Below are 225 nucleotides of genomic sequence, written 5' to 3'. Positions count from 1 at the left end.
AAAACTCCAGATTGCCCCATTTCGTTATCGTTAGCTCTTAAAATGGCTAAGGCATTTCCTCCCATGAGCCCAGGTTCATAAAGTCGTATAGTACTATTCTTTGAAAACTTTAATTTAGGATATACGGAAAAGTCTACAATGGTTTTAGCGGTATCAAAATCATAGCGAATATCTTCTACCTTTCCAATTTTATTCCCTCTTATTGTTACAGGTGATGACATACTT

At 35.6% G+C, this 225-nt stretch carries 1 protein-coding gene; it reads right to left on the bottom strand.

The genetic code is table 11. The features are described 5' to 3' along the window. Positions 1-225 (bottom strand): MlaD family protein (locus tag ACRHOC_RS15490; RefSeq protein ID WP_431159480.1); only part of this gene is annotated, 225 nt, incomplete at both ends.

Origin of the sequence: Winogradskyella poriferorum (assembly GCF_050618035.1) — a bacterium.
GTDB classification, from domain to species: Bacteria; Bacteroidota; Bacteroidia; order Flavobacteriales; family Flavobacteriaceae; genus Winogradskyella; species Winogradskyella poriferorum_A.
Note: the sequence above shows the minus strand (reverse complement) of the source record. Positions and strands in the feature narration are given on the sequence as shown.